At 70.5% G+C, this 15436-nt stretch carries 14 protein-coding genes; 9 read left to right on the forward strand and 5 right to left on the reverse strand.

The window, feature by feature from the left end; all coding sequences use genetic code 11:
* Positions 1 to 10 precede the first annotated feature (10 nt).
* The 3 genes from argC to ABT352_RS14005 are packed head-to-tail and all read right to left on the reverse strand — an operon-like array spanning position 11 to position 2095.
* Complete coding sequence (gene argC, locus ABT352_RS13995; RefSeq protein WP_350945181.1) at positions 11 to 1036, reverse strand: N-acetyl-gamma-glutamyl-phosphate reductase; 1026 nt, start codon at positions 1034 to 1036, stop codon at positions 11 to 13.
* Positions 1033 to 1896 (reverse strand): RimK family alpha-L-glutamate ligase, encoded by an 864-nt coding sequence (locus tag ABT352_RS14000; protein WP_350945182.1) that lies wholly within the window; start codon positions 1894 to 1896, stop codon positions 1033 to 1035. Before ABT352_RS14000 ends, argC begins: the two co-directional genes overlap by 4 nt.
* Positions 1897 to 1912: 16 nt before the next feature.
* Complete coding sequence (locus ABT352_RS14005; protein WP_350945183.1) at positions 1913 to 2095, reverse strand: lysine biosynthesis protein LysW; 183 nt, start codon at positions 2093 to 2095, stop codon at positions 1913 to 1915.
* Between the two features lie 303 nt (positions 2096 to 2398).
* On the opposite strand from ABT352_RS14005, the gene ABT352_RS14010 reads away from it, so the two are divergent.
* The 6 genes from ABT352_RS14010 (at position 2399) to ABT352_RS14035 (ending at position 9510) form a co-directional block, all read left to right on the forward strand.
* Complete coding sequence (locus ABT352_RS14010; RefSeq protein ID WP_350945184.1) at positions 2399 to 3337, forward strand: family 3 encapsulin nanocompartment shell protein; 939 nt, start codon at positions 2399 to 2401, stop codon at positions 3335 to 3337.
* Entirely contained in the window at positions 3330 to 4250 is a 921-nt protein-coding gene (locus ABT352_RS14015) for a sulfotransferase (protein WP_350945185.1), read from the forward strand. The genes ABT352_RS14010 and ABT352_RS14015 overlap by 8 nt, the downstream gene beginning before the upstream one ends.
* A 24-nt stretch (positions 4251 to 4274) precedes the next feature.
* On the forward strand, positions 4275 to 5045 hold the full coding sequence (locus ABT352_RS14020; RefSeq protein ID WP_350945186.1) for an SDR family NAD(P)-dependent oxidoreductase: 771 nt from the start codon (positions 4275 to 4277) through the stop codon (positions 5043 to 5045).
* A 234-nt stretch (positions 5046 to 5279) separates the two neighbouring features.
* Positions 5280 to 7343, forward strand: a complete 2064-nt coding sequence (locus ABT352_RS14025; protein ID WP_350945187.1) for a M20/M25/M40 family metallo-hydrolase — start codon at positions 5280 to 5282, stop codon at positions 7341 to 7343.
* A complete protein-coding gene (gene cysD, locus ABT352_RS14030) occupies positions 7340 to 8272 on the forward strand; it encodes a sulfate adenylyltransferase subunit CysD (RefSeq protein ID WP_350945188.1) in 933 nt (310 codons plus the stop codon). Before ABT352_RS14025 ends, cysD begins: the two co-directional genes overlap by 4 nt.
* Entirely contained in the window at positions 8272 to 9510 is a 1239-nt protein-coding gene (locus tag ABT352_RS14035) for a sulfate adenylyltransferase subunit 1 (protein WP_350945189.1), read from the forward strand. The genes cysD and ABT352_RS14035 overlap by 1 nt, the downstream gene beginning before the upstream one ends.
* A gap of 325 nt (positions 9511 to 9835) precedes the next feature.
* Here ABT352_RS14035 and ABT352_RS14040 read toward each other — a convergent pair whose 3' ends face one another.
* Positions 9836 to 10711: a LysR substrate-binding domain-containing protein gene (locus ABT352_RS14040; protein ID WP_350945190.1), complete on the reverse strand. Its 876-nt coding sequence runs from the start codon at positions 10709 to 10711 to the stop codon at positions 9836 to 9838.
* A gap of 102 nt (positions 10712 to 10813) precedes the next feature.
* Complete coding sequence (locus ABT352_RS14045) at positions 10814 to 10945, reverse strand: hypothetical protein (RefSeq protein WP_350945191.1); 132 nt, start codon at positions 10943 to 10945, stop codon at positions 10814 to 10816.
* Between the two features lie 186 nt (positions 10946 to 11131).
* Here ABT352_RS14045 and ABT352_RS14050 point away from each other — a divergent pair, with 186 nt between their 5' ends.
* The 3 genes from ABT352_RS14050 to ABT352_RS14060 are packed head-to-tail and all read left to right on the forward strand — an operon-like array spanning position 11132 to position 15257.
* Complete coding sequence (locus ABT352_RS14050; protein WP_350945192.1) at positions 11132 to 11410, forward strand: hypothetical protein; 279 nt, start codon at positions 11132 to 11134, stop codon at positions 11408 to 11410.
* A complete protein-coding gene (locus ABT352_RS14055; RefSeq protein WP_350945193.1) occupies positions 11407 to 13689 on the forward strand; it encodes a TOMM precursor leader peptide-binding protein in 2283 nt (760 codons plus the stop codon). Before ABT352_RS14050 ends, ABT352_RS14055 begins: the two co-directional genes overlap by 4 nt.
* Positions 13690 to 13727: 38 nt before the next feature.
* The gene (locus ABT352_RS14060; protein WP_350945194.1) at positions 13728 to 15257 is read left to right on the forward strand and encodes a SagB/ThcOx family dehydrogenase; all 1530 of its coding nucleotides are present in this window, start codon (positions 13728 to 13730) and stop codon (positions 15255 to 15257) included.
* The last annotated feature ends 179 nt before the right edge of the window (positions 15258 to 15436 follow it).

Genomic DNA, 15436 nt, shown 5'->3' on the forward strand with positions numbered 1-15436 from the left:
TTCGCCTCGGTCAGTTCGGATGCAGGCCGGTGAAGTCGAGCCCGAGGGGCTCGGGCAGGCCGAGCCGGATGTTCATGCACTGCACCGCGTTCCCGGAACCGCCCTTGACCAGGTTGTCCAGGGCCGCGATCACCGTCACGTCGGACGCCCCCGGGTCCAGGGCGAAGCCGACGTCGCAGAAGTTGGAACCGGACAGGATCTTCGCGTCGGGGAACCGGTGCAGGCCGCGCCGCTGGGCGACCACCCGGACGAACGGCTCGTCGCCGTAGCGTCCCCGGTAGGCGGAGCGGATGTCGCGCTCGGTGACGCCGTCGGCGAGGCGTGCCCTGCAGACCAGCTGCACTCCTCGTACGGCCTCCACTCCGGTCGCGGTCATCCGGACCGGGAGCCCGGTCGCCTGGGAGATCTCCGCCTCGTGCCGGTGTCGCGTCGGGGCGAAGACCCTGAGCGCGCCACTGCGTTCGGCGTGCAGGTTCTCCGAGCCCGCGGTCGCTCCGGCACCGCTGGAACCGGTCCTGGCGTCGACCGTTATCTCGTCCCTGATCAGCCCGGCCTCGGCCAGCGGGGTGAGCGCGAGGATCCCGGCGTTCGCCATGCAGCCGGGCACGCTGATCCGGTCGGCCGTCCGCAGGCGGTCCCGGTGGAACTCCGGTATGCCGGGCACGAAGGTGCCGAGCAGGTCGGTGGCCTCGTGCGGGAGCCCGTAGTAGCTCTCGTAGGTGTCGGTGGACCGCAGCCGGAAGTCGCCGGACAGGTCGATGACCGTGTCGGCCATGTCGAGGAACTCCGGCATCCGGCGCATCGTCTCCCGATGCGGGGTGGCGAGGAACAGCACGTCGTAGTGGTCGAGCCGGTCCTCGGGGCAGAAGGTGAGCCGGGTCCTTCCCCTCAGGTTCGGGTGGACGCCGTCGATCTGGCGGCCTTGCAGGCGCCGCGAGGTGGCGGCGGCCAGCTCGACCTTCGGATGGGTGGTCAGGATGCGCAGGAGCTCGCCGCCGATGTAGCCGGCGGCCCCGACGACCGCGACGCGTGTCATGTCTCCCCCCTCGCGATGAGATGGGCCGCGATGGCGTCCGCCACGTCGACCCTGGAGCCGTGGGCCTGCTGGAAGCCCCGGAACTCCACCCGGTCGTTGACTTCGAGCACGGTGAGGTGCCCGTCCATGTCCTCGATGAGGTCGACGCCCGCGATGTCGGCGCCGACCGCCTCCGCGGCGGCGACCGCGAGCTTGACGTGGTCGGGGCCGAGCGGGCAGTACTCGCTCACCGCGCCCCTCGCCACGTTGGTACGCCACTCCTCTCCCTTGCGGTAGGTCGCGCCGAGCGCCTCGCCGCCCACGACGAGGACGCGGATGTCGCGGTCGGCCTTGGGCACCTGTTCCTGCAGGTAGATCACGTGCGACTGCGGCGAGGGCAGTGCGGCGACGTGTTCGAGCACGGCCGTCGCCACGGCGCGGTCGGTGACCCTGGTCACCAGCCGGCCCCAGGAGCCGACGAGTGGCTTGATCACGGCCGGGTAGCCGATCGTGTCCAGGGCCTCCAGCGCCGCCTCCGACGTCATCGCCAGCGCGGTCCTGGGCGTCGGCAGCCCGCTTTTCAGCAGGGCCGCCGACGTGTGCCACTTGTCGCCGCTGAGATGCGTGGCGGCGGCGCTGTTGAGCACCGTCACCCCCGCCGACTCCAGGGCACTCGCCGCGTACAGGGCGCGGAAGTGCCCGACCTCGCGGTTGAGGACGAGGTTCGGTCCGCTCCAGGGGGAGCCGTTCGCGACGAACAGCGACCTGGGATCCAGATGTTCGAACCTGGCGCCGCGCCGTTCGAGCGCGGCCATGATGTTCTTCTCCTCGAACCGCACTCGCGAGGCGAGGACGGCGAGGTGGGGTGCTACGGAATCCACGGCACAGCTCCCTGTGTCACTCGCCCCAGTCTTCTTCGACGTCCGGTGCGAGCATGAGCGTCGGCGGCTGGACGGAGGCGATCTCCAGCTCGCTCCGGCAGTCCAGGCACTCGACGATCTCGCTCACCCGGGCGTCCCCGTCGATCGGCACCTCGGCCGAGCACTCGGGGCACTCCGGACCGTTCAGAACTTTCTGCATGGGCTCATCCCTGTCGGTTGATGTGAGTTATTTCTCGCATAAACCGTAACCCGATTCCGCATAAAACATCTAATAAGCGCTTTTGTTCGGAATGAATGTGCTCGCTTATAGGGCGATCTCATAACTATCGGGCTATTACCTCATAAGCATCGCTTCTTGGCTAGGGGCCGAAAATGTCCATGTCGGATGATTAAGCTCGCTAGTGATGATTATTTCCGGCTTTTTCCTCATCGCCGGCACACCAGGCGAACGTCCGGAGCACCGACGCAGGGCGTCTCCGGAACAGCTCCAGAAGGAGGGGTAATGCGAGGAATCGCAGAGAGTCCTGCCGTCAACGGCAACGGTGCCCACCCGGCTCCATCCGATCTTGAATTCGATCTCGGAACCGTGGCGCGCACCCCCGGCGAGGAGTTCGCGGCGGCCGTGGGCGTGTCCCGCGACCGTGCCGACACCGACGAGCGCGAGGACCTGGTGGTGTCCTTCGGCACGCACCTGCCCGCGTCGTTCCCGCTCTTCGCCTCCCGTCCCCGCTATCCGGTACGCCACCTGCTGAAGACCGCGCCCGTGGCCGGCGACCCGGCGCCCTACGTCTACGAGCCCCCTCGGGGAGCGGTGAGCGAGTCGGGCGTCTCCTACGCCGCCACCCCCGAGGCGGCCTTCGCGCCGAGGCTGGAGGAGGCGCGGCTCACCGACCTCACCGTCTCCGTTCCGCTCCCCGAGGGAATCCTCGACAAGCCCGCCCTGCTCGCCCCGTACGTCGACTACCGCGTGCTCGTCCGGCTGTCGGTGGCGGAGAACGAGGCGCTGCTGCACGGCACCGGCGACGGCGCGATCACCGGGCTGCTCCGGCTGCCGGGCACCCGCCACCGTGAGACCGACCTCGCCCTTGAGGAGGCGGTCACCCAGACCGCCGCCGAGGTCGAGGAGACCGGAGGCTCGTGCGACGGCATCGTCGCCCACCCCGCCGTCTACTGGGAGATGGTGCGGACGGGCATGCTCGCCCGCCTCGCCGTCGCCGGGATCACCGTGTCGAGGACACGCATGATCCCGAAGGACACCCTGCTCATGGGAGACTTCCGCGCCGCGTTCACCCTGTTGCTGCCTGGCGTCTCCTCCATCACGCTGCGCCGCGGCGCCGGGAGCGACGGCGCCGACCTCGTCGAGGCGAGCAGCCGCGTCGGCCTCGCCGTGCACCTGCCGCAGCACCTGATCACGCTCTCGTGGGGTGGTCGCCGTGGGTGACCCGCGGATCCTGTACATCACCGGGTGGATGCGCAGCGGCAGCACCCTGCTCGGCAACGTCCTCGGCGAGCTTCCCGGCGTCCTGCACACCGGCGAGCTGCACTACCTGTGGCAGAACGGCGTGCTGAACGCCGGGACGAACTCCACCTGCGGCTGCGGCAGGGACCTCACCGCGTGCGACGTCTGGTCCCCGGTCCTCGGGGACGGCGATGTGGCGGGGATCGGCGCCGCGCGCCGGATGACGATCCTGCAGCGCTCCCTGCTGCGTACCCGCCACACCCGCGACCGCCTCGCCGAGGCGAGAGGGAAGGCGAGGACGGCGCCCGGGGTCGAGGAGGCGCTCGGACGCACCGCCTCCATCTACCGGACGCTGGCGGAGCGAGGCGGCGAGCGCCTGATCGTGGACGGCTCGAAGTATCCCGCCGAGGCCGCCGCGCTGCTGGGACGCGCGGACCTGGACGTCCGGGTGCTGCACATGGTGCGCGACCCCCGCGCGACGGCCTTCTCCTACAAGAACGCCAAGGACTACATCGACCCGATGAGCCCCGCCCGCAGCAGCGGGTACTGGAGCGCGTTCAACACCGCCTCCGAACTCGTCGGAGCGGCCGCCCCCGACCGCTACCTGAGGGTCGTGCACGAGGACCTCTGCGCCCGGCCGCGAGAGGTCCTGGCGCGGGTCATGAGCTTCGCCGGGCTGGCGGGAGAGCCGCCGGTCGACGAGACCGGCCTGGTCTCGCTCGGGGAGAACCACACGGTGACCGGCAACCCCGACCGGCTGTCCAAGGGCGACACGGTGATCCGTTCCGACGAGCGCTGGCGCACCAGGCTGTCCGCGCGGGAGATCGCCGCCGCGACCGCGCCCGCCTTGCCGCTGCTCACCCGCTACGGGTACCCGATCCTGCCGACCAGGTAGGCACGAGAATTAGGGAGCCATCTCATGGACCTTCGGCTTAAAGGGCGCGTGGCACTGGTGGCGGCTTCGAGCAGCGGGCTCGGGCTGGCCGTCGCCAAGGCCCTCGCTGCGGAGGGAGCGAACGTCTCGATCTGCGGTCGTGACCCCGCGAGGCTCGCCCTCGCCCACGTCGAGGTCAACGCGATGGGAACGGGCGAGGTGCTCAGCACCCCGGTGGACCTGTGCGACGAGCGGGCCGCCGCCGAATGGGTGCGGCGGACCGCGGACACGTTCGGCGGCCTCGACGTCGTGGTGACCAACACCGGCGGGGTCCCGTTCGGACCCGTCGACAGCTTCCAGGTCGCCGACTACCGCGCGGCGATCGACGGGAACCTCCTGCCGCACGTGAGCATCACCCTCGCGGCGCTGCCCTTCGTCAAGGAGGGCGGCTGGGGGCGCATGCTGATGATCGCCTCCGAGTCCGTGCGCCAGCCCCACCCCGAGAGCGGGTTGTCGTCGGTGGCCCGGCTGGGCCTGCTCGGCTACATGAAGGGCCTGGTGCACGCGCTCGGCGCGAACGGGGTCACGGTCAACATCCTCGCCCCGGGTTTCCACCGCACCCCCATCCTCGACGAGCAGTTCGGCGCGGACGTGGAGACGGAGATCGCCCGCGTCGCCGAGCGGATCCCCCTCGGCAGGATCGGGAACGTGGCGGATTTCGGCGCGCTGGCCGCCATGCTCGCCAGCGACCAGGCCTCGTACGTCACGGGCACGGTTTTCGTGGCCGACGGAGGCAACACCCGCGGCATCGGCTGAAGGCGCCGGCCGAACGCCGACGGAGCACACCGACGGAGCACACCGACGGAACACGTCGACGGAAGACGCCAACGCAGCACGCCGACAGGACACGCCGATGGAAGACGCCGACAGGACACGTCGACGGAAGACGTCGGCCGGAGGCGCCGACCGAAGAGTCGGCCGAAGGCATCGGACGGAAGCACCGGTCGAAGACATCGGCTGAAGGGCCGGAAAGCTGAGGAGGAGCGAAAGATGTCCGTACTCGGACACGTCGCCAGCACGCGCAAGGCGGCACTCTACGTAGTCAAGATAGGGAGCGCGAGTCTCGGCCACGACGCGCTCTTCGACGAGGTGGCCCTGCTGCGCCGCCGTGGCGCCCGCGTGCTCCTCGTCGCGGGCGGCGCGGCCGGCATCGCGCGGCACTACGCCGACATCGGCCGTCCCGTCAGGACGCTGAGCCTGCGAGGCGACAGCGCGGTGCGCTACTGCCCTCCCGAGGAGATGCCGCACATCGTGGACGCGTACGAGCGGGTGACGCTGCCGCGCGTGCGCGACGCGCTCACCGCGCGCGGACTCACCGTCTTCACCTCGGTCGCGCGGGACGGGGCACTGGTGAGCGCCCTGGCCAACCGGCCGCTGCGGGCCGTGGTGGACGGCAGGACGACGGTGGTCCGCGACCACCGGGCCGGCACCGTGACCGACGTGGCCGCGGACCGCGTCCAGGCGCTGCTCGACGCGTTCGACGTGGTGTGCCTCTCGCCGCCCGTCGCCGACGGCGCGGGCGGTTCCGCGCTCAACGTCGACGCCGACGTCCTCGCCGCCGAGCTGGCCAACGCCCTCGACGCCGACCACCTGCGCCTCGTCACCGGCACACCCGGCCTGCTCACCGATCCCGAGGACCGGGCGAGCCGCCTTGTCGACGTGGTACGCGGCGAGGGGGAACGGTTCGCGCGCGGCAGGATGCGGCAGAAGGTACGCGCGGCGGAGATCGCCCTCGACGGGAGCGCCGACGTCGCGATAACCGGGCCGCACACCCTGTCCCCCGCGTCGGGGACGCGCTTCTGGCGCGTCCGGCCACCCGCGCCCGACCTGTCGCTGCTGTCGCGAACCGTGGAGATCTCCTCGGTGTCGGCCGACGAGCGGGAACTCGCCGAATACCTGGTGGGGTGGTGCGCCGAGCGCGGCATCCACGCGGAGATCGACGCGGCCGGCAACCTCGTGGCCACCCGCGGCTCGGGCGACCGGCGGCTGCTCATGCTCGGACACCTCGACACCGTGCCGCACCGGTGGCCGGTGCGCTGGGACGGGCTCACGATCAGCGGCAGGGGCTGCGTCGACGCCAAGGCGAGCCTCGTCGCCTACCTGGAGACCCTCGCGGAGATGGACGTGCCGAGCTGGGCGCAGGTGCGCGTCATCGGCGCGGTCGAGGAGGAGGTCACCTCGGCGGGGGCCTTCCACGCCAGGGACCACTACCCGGCGGACGCGGTGATCGTGGGCGAGCCCAGCGGCGAGAAGGCCCTCACCATCGGCTACTACGGTCTGTGCAAGGTGCGGCTGCGGGTCGGCCACAGCGTCGGGCACACCGCCGGGCAGGGGGTCACCACCGCCGCCGACCGGCTGGTGGACGTGCTGAGCCGGCTCCGCGACGAGATCGGCGCGGCCGACCCGCAGGCACTGGTGGCCGTGCTCGGCATCCACGCCAGGAACGGCGGGGACGTCCAGGTGGGCGAGGCCGTCATCGACGTGCGGGTCCCGCCGACCCTGGACCTGGAACACCTCGTCGACCTCGTCCACCGGGTCGCGGGGCCGGTCGCCGTACAGGTGCTCCGCGCCACGCCAGGAGTGATCACCTCCCGTACCAGCCCGCTCGTGAAGGCGTTCTCGCGCGCCTTCAGGGAGGAGGGCGTGGCCCCGAGGTTCCTCGCGAAGAAGGGGAGCAGCGACATGAACACCCTCGCCACCACCTGGCGGGGAGTGCCCATGGTCGCCTACGGCGCGGGGGACGCCGCGCTCGACCACACACCGGACGAGCACCTCGACGCCGAGGAGTTCCGGCGCTCCAGGACCGTGCTGGCCAGGGCGGTCGCGAACTGGGTGGCGGAGGGCCGCCCGCGGGCCACGCCGTCCGCCGCCGAAGGAACCGCGGGCACCGGAACCGTGGGAAGCCCCGGAAGCCCGGGAAGCGCTGCGGGCGTCAACGGCGCCCGGCCCGTCGAAGCCGCCGAGACCGCGAACGGAACCGGCACCTTCGAGGACGTCGAAGCCGCCGCCCTCGTGACCGTCGCGGCCGCCGCAGGAGAGAGGACATCACGATGACAACGATCGCCGTCGACGAGACCGTCGGCCACACCTACCAGCTGTCCCACCTGGCCGCGCTGGAGTCGGAGGCCGCCCACATCTTCAGGGAGACGGCCGGGGAGTTCGACCGGCCGGTCATCCTCTTCTCCGGGGGCAAGGACTCCATCGTCATGCTCCACCTGGCGCGCAAGGCGTTCGCCCCCGCGCCGGTGCCGTTCCCGCTGCTGCACGTCGACACCGGCCACAACTTCCCCGAGGTCATCGCCTACCGGGACCGCGTCGTCGCCGAGTACGGGCTGCGGCTGAAGGTCGCCTCGGTCCAGGACTACATCGACCGGGGTGAGCTGGCCGAACGGCCCGACGGCTCACGCAACCCGCTGCAGACGGTGCCGCTGCTCGAAGCCATCGAGAAGAACCGCTTCGACGCGGTCTTCGGCGGCGGGCGGCGGGACGAGGAGAAGGCCCGCGCCAAGGAGCGGGTGTTCTCGCTGCGCGACGACTTCGGCGGCTGGGACCCGCGACGGCAGCGGCCCGAGCTGTGGAACCTCTACAACGGCCGCCACTCGCCCGGCGAGCACGTCCGCGTCTTCCCGCTGTCGAACTGGACCGAGCTGGACGTGTGGCAGTACATCCTCTCCGAGGGCATCGAGCTGCCGCCGATCTACTTCGCGCACGAGCGCGAGGTCTTCTCACGCCGGGGCATGTGGCTCGCCCCCGGCGCGTGGGGCGGCCCGAGGAGGGACGAACGCCTGGAGCGGCGTCTCGTGCGGTACCGCACGGTCGGCGACATGTCGTGCACGGGCGCCGTCGACTCCGGCGCCGCCACCCTGGAGGAGGTCATCGAGGAGATCCGCTCCTCACGGCTGACCGAGCGAGGGGCCACCCGCGCCGACGACAAGCTGAGCGAGGCCGCCATGGAGGACCGCAAACGGGAGGGGTACTTCTGATGACCACCACACTGCTTCGCTTCGCCACCGCCGGATCCGTGGACGACGGGAAGTCCACCCTCGTGGGCCGGCTGCTGTACGACTCCAAGTCGATCCTCGCCGACCAGTTGGAGGCGGTGGAGAGCGCCTCGCGCAAGCAGGGGCGGGAGACCGCCGACCTCGCCCTGCTCACGGACGGCCTGCGCGCCGAGCGCGAGCAGGGAATCACCATCGACGTCGCGTACCGCTACTTCGCCACCGCGCGCAGGCGCTTCATCCTCGCCGACACGCCGGGACACGTGCAGTACACCCGCAACATGGTCACCGGCGCCTCGACCGCGGAGCTGGTGCTCATCGTCGTCGACGCCCGCAACGGCGTCGCCTCGCAGACCAGGCGGCACGCCGCCGTCGCCGGGCTCCTGCGGGTGCCCCACGTCGTGCTGGCCGTGAACAAGATGGATCTCGTCGGCTGGGACGAGGAGGTGTTCGCGGCGATCGCCGAGGAGTTCACCCGGTACGCCTCCGGCCTCGGGATCGGCGAGGTGACCGCGATCCCGATCTCCGCGCTCACCGGCGACAACATCGTCACCCCCTCGCCGAACATGGACTGGCACACCGGGCCCACGATCATGGAGCTCCTGGAGACCGTGCGGGTGGGCACCGACCCCTCGGGGACGCCCGCCCGGCTTCCCGTCCAGTACGTGATCCGGGCGAACGGCCGCCGTGCCTACGCCGGCCAGATCTCCAACGGCGTCCTGCGGGTCGGCGAGCGGGTCACGGTGCTCCCCGGCGGGCAGACGTCCACGGTGGAGGCGATCGACGTGCTCGGCGAGCCGGTCGACACGGCGTGGGCGCCGCAGTCGGTCGCCGTGCGCCTGCGTGACGACATCGACGTCTCAAGGGGTTCCCTCATCGTGCCGGAGGACGCGGCGCCCGCCCTCACCTGGGAGCTTCGGGTGACCACCTGCCACCTGCACGAGCGCGCCCTGCGCGTCGGGGAACGGGTGCTGGTCAAGCACACCACCAGGACGGTCCAGGCGGTCGTCGAGGACATCGTGCCCTCCGCCGCGCTCGGGGAGCTCACCTGCGCCCCGGGCGCGGACAGCCTCGCCGTGAACGAGATCGCGAGTGTCGTGCTGCGCACCACCGAGCCCCTCGCGGTCGATCCCTACGCGCACTCCCGTACGACGGGCTCCTGCCTGCTGATCGACCCGGCGGACGGGACCACCCGCGCGGCGGGGATCATCGAGGCTTCCTGAGCGGTGAGGTCCTCGCCCCGGGTGGAGGAGACGAGGAGGTCAGCGAGGAGACGCCGCCGGGGTGGGGCCACCCGGCGCCATCGGGGTGATTCATCCGGCATCTTCAGGATGAGTCACCCGGTGGGAACCTTCGGGGACGGGGCCGGCCGGTCGGTCGGCCAGGGACGGGAACAGCCGATTCGGTCGACCGGGGGCAGGGCCGGCCGGTTCAGGGCCGCTCGGTGGTGCCGGTGGGTGCGAGGGGCTCGGTCGGCCTGGTCGGTTCGGTGGTGTCATCGGGTCCGACGGGCCCGGCCGGTTCGGTGGGGGCAGGGGTTCGGTCGCCTCAGCCGGCGAAGGGGTAGTCGCGCAGTGACTGCTGGAAGGCCTTGCGGGCGATCGGGACGTACCCCGAGGACGCGGCGGCGGTGGACAGGGCCATGGTCACCGGCAGGGGGCCGGGCGGGGAGGGAAGGGTGAGCCTGGCAGCCTTGGGCAGGCCCCAGAGCTCGTCGCCGTTGGCGACGAGGCACGCCACGCCCAGGCCGGCCTTGGCGGCCGCGCGCAGTCCGACGAGTTCGGCGCCCTCGTAGCCGACACGCCACGGGACGGCCGACTCGTCGAGCGCCTCCACGATGCGGCCGCGCAGCGTGCACGGCTCGGTGAAGAGCGTGAGCGGGAGCGCGGCGCCCTCACCGTGGGCCGGGCGCCCGAACCAGTCCATCCGCATGTGGCCGAGCTCCTGGCTGGTGGCGCCGCTCCGGTGCGGTCTCGTCTGCAGGAGCAGCGCGAGATCCAGCTGGCCGGTGCTCACCCGGCTCTCCAGGGATTCGCTCAATCCCGTCTGGACGCTGACCTGGGTGTGCGGCATGCCCTTGGTGAGCAGCCGCAGGATCTCGGGAAGCGCCTCCGCGAGCTGGTTGACGATCCCGATGGACAGCCGCTGGTTTCCCGGAGGGGGGATGAAACGGCCCACCGCCTCGTCGTTGAGTGCGACGAGACGGCGGGCGTAGCCGAGGAGCTCCTCGCCCTGCGGGCTGAGCATCAGTTTCCTGCCGGTCGAGGTGAATATGGGGCCCTTGATGAGGCCGCTGAGCTGGCGAATTTGCTGGCTGATGGCGGGCTGCGTTATGTGCAGGGCCTCGGCGGCCCTTCGGAAACCGCCGACATCGACTACGGTGACCAGCGCTCTCAGCCGATTTATTTGCAGGTCGTGGTACATTTTTCCTCTTAAGCTAACCTAGTAGGAAAGTGTCAAGCCATTTGGTTGGCATGGCTCTTGAGGCAAGAGGTCGCTCGTTTTCCGGATATGCGCGGCCGTGCCCTAGTAGGGCAGGTAGACCCCGCTGGGAGTGCGGGTGTCGATGGTGTGGCGAGAGTCGGCCGCGCGCTTCTTTTTCTGCCGGGGGACCCGGATGAGCTTTTTCTGCGGCCGGCGGATTTGCTTCTGCTCCATGATCTCCTCCAGTCTCCTGGTCCGGATGCGGTCAGCGTAGACCGGCGGGAGCGGGAAGTCCTACACACGGCGCCACGAGTGCGATGTGAGACTTTCACGTTCGTTTGGTGACGTGAAAACTGTTCCCCTCTCCAGGTCGAGCGCACAATTCCCTTATTCGAACTCACGCAGATCGAGGAGACCGCGATGGCGACCATGAACGCTTCCCTGGCCGACCGGGTGAACGAGCAGGACCTGAGCTTCACCGAGTTCCTCATGAGGACCTGGACCGGGTCCGAGAACGCCGGCGGGCACGCCGGTGACCTCGGAGGCACCGCGTTCGCGGGGTTCGGCGTCCTCCTCGGCGGCGAGGAGACGGCCGGGCCGCGTACGGGGATCGTGGAGCGCGCGCTCCTGGAAGACCTCGTCATCGAGGACCTCGACCACCCCGCTCCCGTCGTTGCCGCTTGGACCTACTGCGGATGAACCACTTCACTGAGAACGGGGCGAACTCACCGCTGATCGGATTCAAGCGCCACCTGCGGGCGGTGACGGTTCCGGGGGAGGCGGTCTATCTCACCTCGGCACGGGGGACGGTCGCCCTGTCCGGTGAGCAGATTCAGACGCTCGCGCCGCTACTGGACGGTAATCACAGCCTGGCCGAGGTGCGCAGGCGGGTGGCGCCCGGGATCCCGGCCGCGCAGCTCGGCCGGCTCCTCGGCCGGCTGGCGGAGGCGAATCTCGTCGGGCCTCGCCGCCCGGAGCCCTCCCCGAGGGCCGACGCCGCCGCCGAGGCGTACTGGGACCTCGGGCGGCTGGACGCGGACCGGGCCGCGTCGGGGCTGGCGGAGTCGTCCGCCCACCTCGTCTCCCTGGGGGGAGTCGACACCAGGCCCACGGCCGAGGCGCTGCGGTCGATGGACGTCACCGTCGAGGAGGACGGTGACGGGTCCGCGACCCTGTTCCTCGTGCTCTGCGACGACTATCTCGACCCTGAGCTCGAACGGTTCAACGAACGGAGACTGGCGGACGGGCGGCCCTGGCTGCTCGTCAAGCCGGTCGGCGCCGACCTGTGGATCGGCCCGATCTTCCGCCCGAGGGAGGGACCCTGCCTGTCCTGCCTGACCACGCGGTTGCGTGCGCACCGGCGCGGGGAGACACGGCTGCGGAGCACGCCGGAGACGGGGGCCGTCAGGCCGCCCGAGGCGTCGCTGCCCCTCACCCGCGCCCTCGGGGCACGGTTCGCGGCGCTGGAGGCGGTCAAGTGGCTGGCCGGATCGCGCGACGAGCACCAGGACACGGTGTGGACGCTGGACACCTTCTCACTGCAGGGGGTGCGGCACCCCGTGGAGAGGCGCCCGCAGTGCTCTTCCTGCGGAGACCCCGGGCTGGTCGCGGAACGCGTCGGCAGGCCCGTCGCCGTCGCGTCCAGGAGTAAGGCGGCGGTGGGCGGCAACGGGCATCGCGCGCTGGAGACCGAACTGGTCTGGGAACGCTACCGCCATCTGGCCGACCCCCTCACCGGGATCACGGACGTGATCCAGCGCGACCCGCGCAGCCCCTCCTTCCTGCACTGCTACCTTTCCGGGCCGAACCTCGCCCTCACCGACGACAGTCTCTCCGCGATGAGGGCCGGCCTGCGCCGGCAGAGCGGGGGCAAGGGGAGCACCGACCTCGAGGCGAGGGTGGGCGCGCTCTGCGAGGCGGTGGAGAGACACTGCGGATCGCGGCACGGGGACGAGCCGACGGTGCGCGGCAGCCTCCGCGGCCTGGGTGAGCGGGCCGTGCGCCCCGACGAGTGCCAGCACTTCCACCGGCGCCAGTTCGAGGACCGGCACCGCTGGAACGCCGAGAGTTCGGCTTTCCAGCACATCCCCGAGCCGTTCGACGACGAGGAGGTCGTCGACTGGACCCCGGTGTGGTCGCTCACCGAGAAGCGGCAGCGCCTGCTCCCCACCGACCTGCTCTACTTCACCAGGGGCGGTCATCCTTCGCTGCGCGCGACCTCCAACGGGAACGCCGCGGGCTCCAGCGTCGAGGACGCGATCGTCCAGGGGTTCCTCGAACTGGTCGAGCGCGACGCGGTGGCCATCTGGTGGTACAACCGCACGCGTCAGCCCGCCGTGGACCTCGACTCGTTCGGCGACCCGTGGATCGCCGACCTGCGCTCGCGCTACGAGGGCATCGGCAGGGAGTTCTGGGTCCTCGACGTCACCTCGGATCTGGGCATCCCCGTGATGGCGGCGATCTCGCGGCGCGTCGACAAGCCGGCCGAGGACATCATGCTCGGGTTCGGTGCCCACTTCGACCCCCGGATCGCCGCGCGGCGCGCGCTGACCGAACTCGGGCAACTGCTTCCTGCCGTCGCCGGGGCACGCGCCGACGGGACGGGATACGGTGAGACAGATCATCACATCCAGGACTGGTGGCTCAGGGCGACGACGGAGAACCAGCCCTATCTGCGTCCGGGCGGGGATCGGGGGCCGCGGGCGCTGAGTGACTACGCCTACATTCCCCGAGATGACCTGCGGGAGGACGTCGAGCACATCGTCACACTGGCCGGGCGGGCGGGCCTGGAGGTTCTCGTCCTCGACCAGACGCGTCCCGACATCGGGATGCCGGTCGTCAAGGTGGTCGTCCCCGGTCTACGGCATTTCTGGGCGAGGTTCGGCCCCGGGCGGTTGTACGACGTCCCCGTCCGGCTCGGACGTCTTGACAGGGCGACGGCGTACGAGGATCTCAACCCGATTCCCCTGTTCATGTAGCCATTTTCCCGTCCCAACACGGATCAGGAGTCAACAGGATGGTCGGCGGCCAAGGCAATGATGCCGGTTCGCTCCAGATATTTCCCCAGTGGTCGTTCCGGGAGGACGTCTACATCGAACCGGAGCCGCACAGCGGAAGCGTGGTGGTGCACAGCCGCTGGGAGGACGTGATCCTGCCGTCCCCCGGACCCGCCGTGCTGGAGGCGATGCGCCGGATGAGCCTGGGGCCCATCCTGCTCGACAACGTCATCCGCGAGGAGGACGAACGGCGGGAGCTGGAGGCGATCCTCGACGGTCTCCAGCACATGGTGGTGCGCTCCTTCGGCTTCGATCCCGAGCAGCCGACGCTGTCGGTGATCCCGCTCACCCAGCGGGCGCGGTTCCGGCTGCCGGCGGTCCCTCTGCTCCACCCGATCCGCCTGTCGAGGTTCGCGCTGATCAGAACCGACGGCAACAACTACCACGTCGAGTCGCCGCTCTCGCTGCACCGCGTCATCCTGCACCGGCCCGACGCGATGGCCGGTGTCGGGTCGCTGATCCGCCCGGTCGCCCCCTCGGCGATCGGGCCGGAGTCCTGGCCCGTGGTCGCCTACCTGATGGCGGCGGGGATGGTGGTGCAGGCCGTGGAGGAGGACCCCTTCCAGCCGATGGTGTTCGAGGAGGACGTCGACCCCGCCCTCGTCGCCTGGACTCCCGTCGATCTCATGTTCCACACCCGTTCCACCCTCGGCAGGCACGATCACGACTTCGGGGCGACGTACCCGATGGGGGATCAGTGGAGCGTCGAGCCCGTCGTGAAGCCGGGGCCTCCGGAGGTCCCCGTCGGCGCGGAGCCGGCTCCCGTCGCGCTGCCCCGGCCGAAGTGGGGTGAGCTGCTCGCGGCGGATCCGCCGCTCACCGCGGTCGTCGAGGCGAGCAGGCACACCCGGCACTACGGCGAGCGGCAGCTGACGGCCGGTGAGCTGGGGGAGTTGCTGTACAGGACGGCCCGGGTCCGCTCGCTGGTCGGCTCGCCCGACGAGTCCTCGACGACCGCGACGAGCGATCGCCCCTACCCGAGCAGCGGGAGCTCTTATGAGCTTGAGCTCTACGCCACGGTGGACAGGTGTGCCGACGTGCCCCGGGGCATCTACCACTACGACCCGCTGCGGCACCGGCTGGAGCCGATCGGGTTCGACCCGGCGGACGTGGACGAGTTGCTGGAGACGGGCAAGGTGGCGGCGAACCTGGACGCGACGCCGCCCGTACTGATCACCATCACCGCGCGGTTCCGCAGGCTGTCGAGGAAGTACAACGGGCTGAGCTACTCGCTGGTCCTCAAGAACGTCGGGGCGCTGACGCAGACGCTCTCCCTGGTCTGCACGGCGATGGGACTGGCGGCGTGCAGGCTGGACAGCGGCGACATCGAGGTGACGGGACGCGTCTTCGGCCTCGACTGGCGCGTCGAGTCGAGTGTCGGCGGGTTCGTCGTCGGCCACCGTCTCGTTCCCGAGCCGAGTCGGCTTTCCGGGCGATACGCGGCGAATGATGCCGAATGGGTTGTTCAGGCGAGGGCGGCACTCTCGTAATCCGATAGTTGGCCTTTCCCGTCGTTTCGCGGAGGGGATGAGGGCACGCACGGCGAGAGTCCGGTGAGCACCGCCCTCTCGCCGGACGTGCTTGAATCATGCGGTACGGCGACAACGCATGGTTTTCCACTGCTAGTCCCTGTCGATTCACCCAGAGCTACGCAAATAGGTCTATCTAA

Origin of the sequence: Streptosporangium sp. NPDC000563, from assembly GCF_040299985.1 — a bacterium.
Taxonomy (GTDB): domain Bacteria; phylum Actinomycetota; class Actinomycetes; order Streptosporangiales; family Streptosporangiaceae; genus Streptosporangium.

What these genes read in the sequence shown, in the direction of transcription:
- ABT352_RS14055 (WP_350945193.1), top strand. Translation starts at nt 11,407, where the DNA reads ATGAACCACTTCACTGAGAACGGGGCGAACTCACCGCTGATCGGATTC.
- argC (WP_350945181.1), bottom strand. Translation starts at nt 1,036, where the DNA reads ATGACACGCGTCGCGGTCGTCGGGGCCGCCGGCTACATCGGCGGCGAG.
- ABT352_RS14020 (WP_350945186.1), top strand. Translation starts at nt 4,275, where the DNA reads ATGGACCTTCGGCTTAAAGGGCGCGTGGCACTGGTGGCGGCTTCGAGC.
- ABT352_RS14035 (WP_350945189.1), top strand. Translation starts at nt 8,272, where the DNA reads ATGACCACCACACTGCTTCGCTTCGCCACCGCCGGATCCGTGGACGAC.
- ABT352_RS14005 (WP_350945183.1), bottom strand. Translation starts at nt 2,095, where the DNA reads ATGCAGAAAGTTCTGAACGGTCCGGAGTGCCCCGAGTGCTCGGCCGAG.
- cysD (WP_350945188.1), top strand. Translation starts at nt 7,340, where the DNA reads ATGACAACGATCGCCGTCGACGAGACCGTCGGCCACACCTACCAGCTG.
- ABT352_RS14010 (WP_350945184.1), top strand. Translation starts at nt 2,399, where the DNA reads ATGCGAGGAATCGCAGAGAGTCCTGCCGTCAACGGCAACGGTGCCCAC.
- ABT352_RS14060 (WP_350945194.1), top strand. Translation starts at nt 13,728, where the DNA reads ATGGTCGGCGGCCAAGGCAATGATGCCGGTTCGCTCCAGATATTTCCC.
- ABT352_RS14050 (WP_350945192.1), top strand. Translation starts at nt 11,132, where the DNA reads ATGGCGACCATGAACGCTTCCCTGGCCGACCGGGTGAACGAGCAGGAC.
- ABT352_RS14045 (WP_350945191.1), bottom strand. Translation starts at nt 10,945, where the DNA reads ATGGAGCAGAAGCAAATCCGCCGGCCGCAGAAAAAGCTCATCCGGGTC.
- ABT352_RS14025 (WP_350945187.1), top strand. Translation starts at nt 5,280, where the DNA reads ATGTCCGTACTCGGACACGTCGCCAGCACGCGCAAGGCGGCACTCTAC.
- ABT352_RS14040 (WP_350945190.1), bottom strand. Translation starts at nt 10,711, where the DNA reads ATGTACCACGACCTGCAAATAAATCGGCTGAGAGCGCTGGTCACCGTA.